Source organism: Pedobacter sp. UBA5917, from assembly GCF_002432345.1.
Lineage (GTDB): Bacteria > Bacteroidota > Bacteroidia > Sphingobacteriales > Sphingobacteriaceae > Pedobacter.
In genome coordinates this window covers 1-5,449 of the sequence record NZ_DJDT01000163.1, presented here as the reverse complement: position 1 = coordinate 5,449, position 5,449 = coordinate 1, and the positions used below count along the sequence as shown (strand labels likewise).

General features: G+C 42.1%; 5 protein-coding genes. 2 read left to right on the top strand and 3 right to left on the bottom strand.

What is annotated here, in order from left to right:
* A partial coding sequence (locus B2V92_RS10505) for a DUF92 domain-containing protein (RefSeq protein WP_293307611.1) occupies positions 1-370 on the bottom strand: 370 nt, incomplete at its 3' end.
* 141 nt (positions 371-511) lie between these two features.
* Positions 512-772 carry a hypothetical protein gene (locus tag B2V92_RS10500; protein ID WP_293307609.1) on the bottom strand — a complete coding sequence of 87 codons (261 nt, stop codon included), beginning with the start codon at positions 770-772 and terminating at the stop codon, positions 512-514.
* Positions 773-805: 33 nt separating this feature from the next.
* Here B2V92_RS10500 and B2V92_RS10495 point away from each other — a divergent pair, with 33 nt between their 5' ends.
* Entirely contained in the window at positions 806-2,749 is a 1,944-nt protein-coding gene (locus B2V92_RS10495) for a sigma 54-interacting response regulator (protein ID WP_293307607.1), read from the top strand.
* Positions 2,750-2,770: 21 nt separating this feature from the next.
* On the opposite strand, the gene B2V92_RS10490 is transcribed toward B2V92_RS10495, so the two are convergent.
* Positions 2,771-4,141: an alginate export family protein gene (locus tag B2V92_RS10490; protein ID WP_293307605.1), complete on the bottom strand. Its 1,371-nt coding sequence runs from the start codon at positions 4,139-4,141 to the stop codon at positions 2,771-2,773.
* A gap of 395 nt (positions 4,142-4,536) precedes the next feature.
* On the opposite strand from B2V92_RS10490, the gene B2V92_RS10485 reads away from it, so the two are divergent.
* Positions 4,537-5,283: an SDR family oxidoreductase gene (locus tag B2V92_RS10485; protein ID WP_293307603.1), complete on the top strand. Its 747-nt coding sequence runs from the start codon at positions 4,537-4,539 to the stop codon at positions 5,281-5,283.
* The last annotated feature ends 166 nt before the right edge of the window (positions 5,284-5,449 follow it).

The following is a 5,449-nucleotide window of genomic DNA, read 5'->3' as shown; positions in this document are numbered from 1 at the left end:
TGGCCGAGGCAAAAGCGGCCGCCATTGCGGGCAGCATTAAACCGCGCAGCGCCGGATAGCCGATCATTATCGCACCGGTAATGGCTGCTGCCCCGGCATTTGCCAACACCTGAAAGGCATTACGGCCTTTTCCGGTTTCCCTATCCGAAGTAAAAGCCTGCTTTTTATGCTTCTGCCAGGAGGTGGCGGCAGAACCGAGGATAAAAAAGACCGTCATCATCGTCAGCCCTGAATAACCTGCAGCAGCAAAAATAAGAAATGCCAATATTGCACCTGTAAACGCCGCCATAACCGTCAGCTTTTTTGCCAGGATGCTGTAGGCCATGCCAGATAAAATAATGATAGGCATAAAGATGCCGCTATTGAACATATCACAAATATATCTCAATTCCTTATAGCAATATTGATTTTTTAGCCGTTTTATTCCCTTTCAGGAAGATAAAGCGGGAGACAAGGCCATTTTTGGGCAGCTGCCAAAACATCTTTTTGAGAAAACAACTTTATTTCGCTGTTAAACAACGATATAAAGTTGAATTTGATCTATTAATGGATCAACTGGCATTAAAATCCCTGATAACAACTTAAAAACTACTAATTTAGCATAAAAACCACAAAAATTAACCATTCTCCAAATTATGGCAGGATTAATGAAATATTGCATTCCAAATTGTGCTGCAATTTCCCATACCTGTACCGGCGGCAAAAAATTAACAATCCCTAACATGGCACAAGCTTTAGCCTTATTTTCCCCTTTTAAAATGCCGATATACATCGCTTGCGCAAACAGATTTTATTTGAAACAGGCATGAAAAAGAAAAGCATTCTTATCGTAGAAGATGAATTTATCATCGCCGATGTGCTGGCAGGTATACTGAAAACGGCTGCTTACCAGGTTTGTGGTATTGCAGATAATGTGATAGAGGCCAGGGAAATGATTACAGCCTTCCGGCCACAGCTGGTTCTGGTGGATATTTATTTAAAAGGCAAATTTACCGGTATCGATCTTGCACAAACACTGAACGAACTCAATATCCCTTTCATTTATATTTCGGCCAACTCCAACCAAAAAATACTTGAGGCAGCAAAAGTAACCAATCCCTATGGATTTATAGTTAAGCCCTTCCGCGACAGGGATGTACTCACTGCCCTCGATATTGCATTTTACCGTTACGAAAACCTGCTCGAAAGTGGATTGCGCCAAACGGCCATTGTACAAAAAAGAGCAGCAGAAATTCTTATTTCTAAACAGGAATGGGAATTGAAAATACTGGAAATGGCCAAAACCCTGCAGTCGTACCTGTCGTTTGAATTCTTTTCTTTTGGGATGGCCGAGGAAAATGAAGATGCTTTTTATGAACTCTGTTTTTCGAGAGTCGGTTTTGATGAATATCAGCTGATTTCGGGCACAGAACTTATGGTAATCACCAATCTAAAACTCCATGAGCTTGCCAGGCTGAAAGCAAACGACCTCACAGTACAGATGGCCACCTGGTACGAAGAACACGAATTAAAAAACCTGCTGAAGGCCAATTCTTTGAAAAAACTTTATACCGAAAAGTTTAACCTAAAATCGCACCTCACTTTACCCATCAACCTGGATGGAAAAAACACCTGTTATTTCAATTTTTACAGTCGCAGACCGGATGCCTACCAGGCAGACGATCTTATTTTCTGCAACAGGATCCAAACTTTACTAACTGGTTTTATGGAAGGTATGTTGCAGCATTCCAACAGCCCATTGGGACGCGAAGTAAACAATTTTACGGTAAAGAGCCCTAATTTAACGGATAATAAAATAAAACCATTTTCGGGAATAATTGGCAAAAGCCATCTATTACTCACTGTATTTGACCATGTTACACAGGTAGCGAAGTCTGATTCTTCGGTACTCATCCTCGGCGAAAGCGGTACCGGTAAAGAGAAAATAGCAGAACGTATCCATTCCCTGTCGCTCCGTAAAGACAAACCGTTTATCCGCGTCAACTGTGCCGCCCTCCCTACCACGCTTATTGATTCGGAACTCTTCGGCCACGAAAAAGGTGCTTTTACCGGTGCCCACGAACGTAAACTGGGCAAGTTTGAAAATGCACATACCGGAACCATTTTTTTAGATGAGATTGGTGAGTTACCGTTAGAATCACAATCAAAGTTATTACGTGTGCTCCAGGAGCGGGAAATAGAACGCATTGGTGGCCGCAGCACGATAAAAACCGATGTAAGGATTATTGCCGCTACCAACAGAAATCTGGATAAAGAAGTGGCCGAGGGGCGTTTCAGGCTTGATCTTTTTTACCGCATCAATGTTTTTCCCATTGTAATGCCCCCTTTACGCGAGCGGATTGAAGATATTGAAGATCTTGCGTTGCATTTCCTGAGCATCTATTCGAGGAAAACAGGAAAAACAGTACACGGTATTGCGCCCGAAGTGATGACTAAAGTGAAACAATACCACTGGCCAGGAAATATCCGCGAACTCGAAAATATGATTGAACGCAATGTACTGCTCACCAAAGATAACGTCATCAACAATATGGTTCTTCCGAGCCAACTCGAGCAGCACCCGGCATTTAAACCTGCCGATGCCATGGTAACCACGATGAGCGAAGGGGAACGTGCACACATCATTTCTGCCCTGAAAAAATGTAATGGAAAAATATGGGGAGAAGGTGGTGCAGCAAACCTGCTCAACTTGCCCCCTACTACCCTCAACTCCAAAATGAAAAAACTTGGAATCAGTAAGAACTCGTAGACTTAACCAATCGGGCTGTTATTAAAATTTAAATGTAAGCGTACTCCCAAGCATCAGAATGTCTTTACCGGGCCCAACCTCTTTAAGGTATTCGCCCGTGCTGAACCAGGTAATTTCCTGTCTGAGGTATAAATTTTTGGTTGGCGAATAGCGGATCTCGGCACCGATCTGCTTTCCGATATTTAAGGCAGCGGTGCTTTTGCCCGAATAAATAAGCTTGCCATTTACAGCATACAAACCGTCATTGCGGCTCATCCGCCAGAATAAATCGTAATCTGCGGCAAGCACAAGTTTTTTGGTCAGGTTATATTCAATATACGGATGGGCATCAAAAAGGTTATAGGGACCGATTAAAGCGGCCAGACCAAAATATGCGCCTTTTGGAAACAGGGGATTAAAAGTATTCAATCTGCCATCGCCATAATTTTTATCCCCGCTAATCGCTTCGGTTTTCAAGCCTACCTGTATCGCATTATTACCTTTGAAGGTATGCGAAAGGTTGGCCGATAAAGTCCATGAGGTAATATCACTCCCTGCAAAATGGCCAAACTGGAATAGTCCTTCCACATCATATTGGAAAACGGCCGAGGTATTCCAGATTCTGGCACCGACCGAATGCCTGGTTTCGGTACCTTTGCCTTCGTCGTAAGCGGCATTTTTCTTATGAATACCCAAATAATAAACATCAAAATTTTTAATTAAAGGCATTTTGGTAAATGTCCCATACACTCCCCAAAATTGGGTCTCCTTATTAAACCGGTCGTCAAAAATACCTGGCTTTGCAGGAACGTAGTAGGAGTAAAAACCATCTAGTTTAATGTTTTTATGCTCGAACACCACCTTTGCGGCGTCGAAAGACTGTCGGTTATTGGGTGCTTCGCGTACGGAAATTAAACGCTGCGAACCATAAGATAACTCCTGGCGCCCCAACCTCAATGTGATTTTACCGGTATTGCCTATATTGGTGTTAAAATCAAAAAATGCCTGGTGCAGATCGAGCAGATTCTGATCTACAGGCGATGGGTTTTCCATCTTTCCACCGGCTAAACTGCTTTGCAGTTGCAAAAAGGCACGGAAATGTTTGCCGGCATGCACATCAACATGTCCCAGGTACCGGTTCAGTAGAAATCCATCATTATCCTTTGGTGATTCGCCCCAATCCTGATTTTTAAAATAGAAATACTGGTACCTTACTTCTCCCCCCAGACTTAAATATATCGACTTATCAGCTGATAAGGGCATGAATTTCAATTTATCATACCAGTTAAGGGTACTATCGATACCTGGCAGCCTGTTGCTTTGGTCATTATACCTTAATTGTTTAAATGGATTTTCCTGTGCCATACAAACAAAGCCTGTGAACAGGAGAATTAAAAACATGAGTTTTTTCATTGGGATCCGGAATTTAAAAGCTGAATACCAAACCAAACACCAACAATCACAAAGCATTGACTACAAACAGATTAAACAAGAAGCAAGCAAAACACATCACTGAATATCGTGGTGATAACAGCGGTTTTTAACGACATATAGTTGCCACCTACATTGATTTTAAATACCTCGTACAATAGATTCTTTCTATCGAAAATTTGTGATGATATAATAGCCATAAAAACGATTTCTGTTTTTTGACCGAAAAAACCTAACTACCATATCTCGTTGTAACACCTACATCAGAACACGAAATAACGTGGTAATACGAAGGAAAATAAAATATTAAATACTGATAATCAACAACTTAAATACTTAGGCAGATTAATTGACTACCCATATCAAATTCTAAAGATATGGATACACTTCAACACAAAACAGCCCTCATTACGGGAGGAAACAGCGGAATTGGCTACGCTACGGCTAAACTATTTAAAGAAAAAGGCGCATCTGTAATCATTACCGGACGCAGCGAAAAAAGTGTTAAAACATCATCGGCAGCGTTGGGGGTTAAGGGTTATGTTTCTGATCAGGGGAACATCGACGCAATAGATAGTCTTGCAGATTCGATCAAGCTCGATTTCGGAAAACTTGATATTATATTCCTAAATGCCGGCATCGCCACATTTTCGCCATTTGAAGCGGCCAGCGAAAGTCATTTTGATGAAATCATGGACATCAATTTCAAGGGTGTGTTTTTTACCCTCCAAAAACTGCTGCCCTTGCTTAACGATCATGCATCCATCATCTTCAACACTTCTGTAAATGCCAGTATCGGGATGCCAAACTCAGGTGTTTATGCGGCCAGTAAGGCTGCATTGGTAGCTTTGAACAGGGTATTGGCCACCGAACTTGCTCCAAAACACATCCGTGTAAACTGCATTTCACCGGGGCCGGTTGATACACCGGTTTATGATAAACTGGGTTTGGATAGCGATCAGGTAAATGCACTTGGTAAAATACTGAGTGAAAGAATACTATTGAAGCGTTTTGCACAGGCAGAAGAAATTGCACAGTTGGCTTTTTTTCTGGCGGGCAGCGATTCATCTTTCATCACCGGTACCGAAATCGTGATTGATGGGGGCTTAACAGTAAATGCTTAGTGGATTAAAAACCAGATATGATGAAAAAGATACAATCGAAAACAATTCTGTTTATTACAGGGGCATTTGTAAGCAGCGATTGCTGGAACGAATGGAAGGTATATTTTGAGGACCAGGGTTATACCACGCTGGCCCCGGCATGGCCATATAAAGACGCACCCGCCTG

What these genes read in the sequence shown, in the direction of transcription:
- B2V92_RS10500 (WP_293307609.1), bottom strand. Translation starts at nt 772, where the DNA reads ATGTATATCGGCATTTTAAAAGGGGAAAATAAGGCTAAAGCTTGTGCC.
- B2V92_RS10485 (WP_293307603.1), top strand. Translation starts at nt 4,537, where the DNA reads ATGGATACACTTCAACACAAAACAGCCCTCATTACGGGAGGAAACAGC.
- B2V92_RS10495 (WP_293307607.1), top strand. Translation starts at nt 806, where the DNA reads ATGAAAAAGAAAAGCATTCTTATCGTAGAAGATGAATTTATCATCGCC.
- B2V92_RS10490 (WP_293307605.1), bottom strand. Translation starts at nt 4,141, where the DNA reads ATGAAAAAACTCATGTTTTTAATTCTCCTGTTCACAGGCTTTGTTTGT.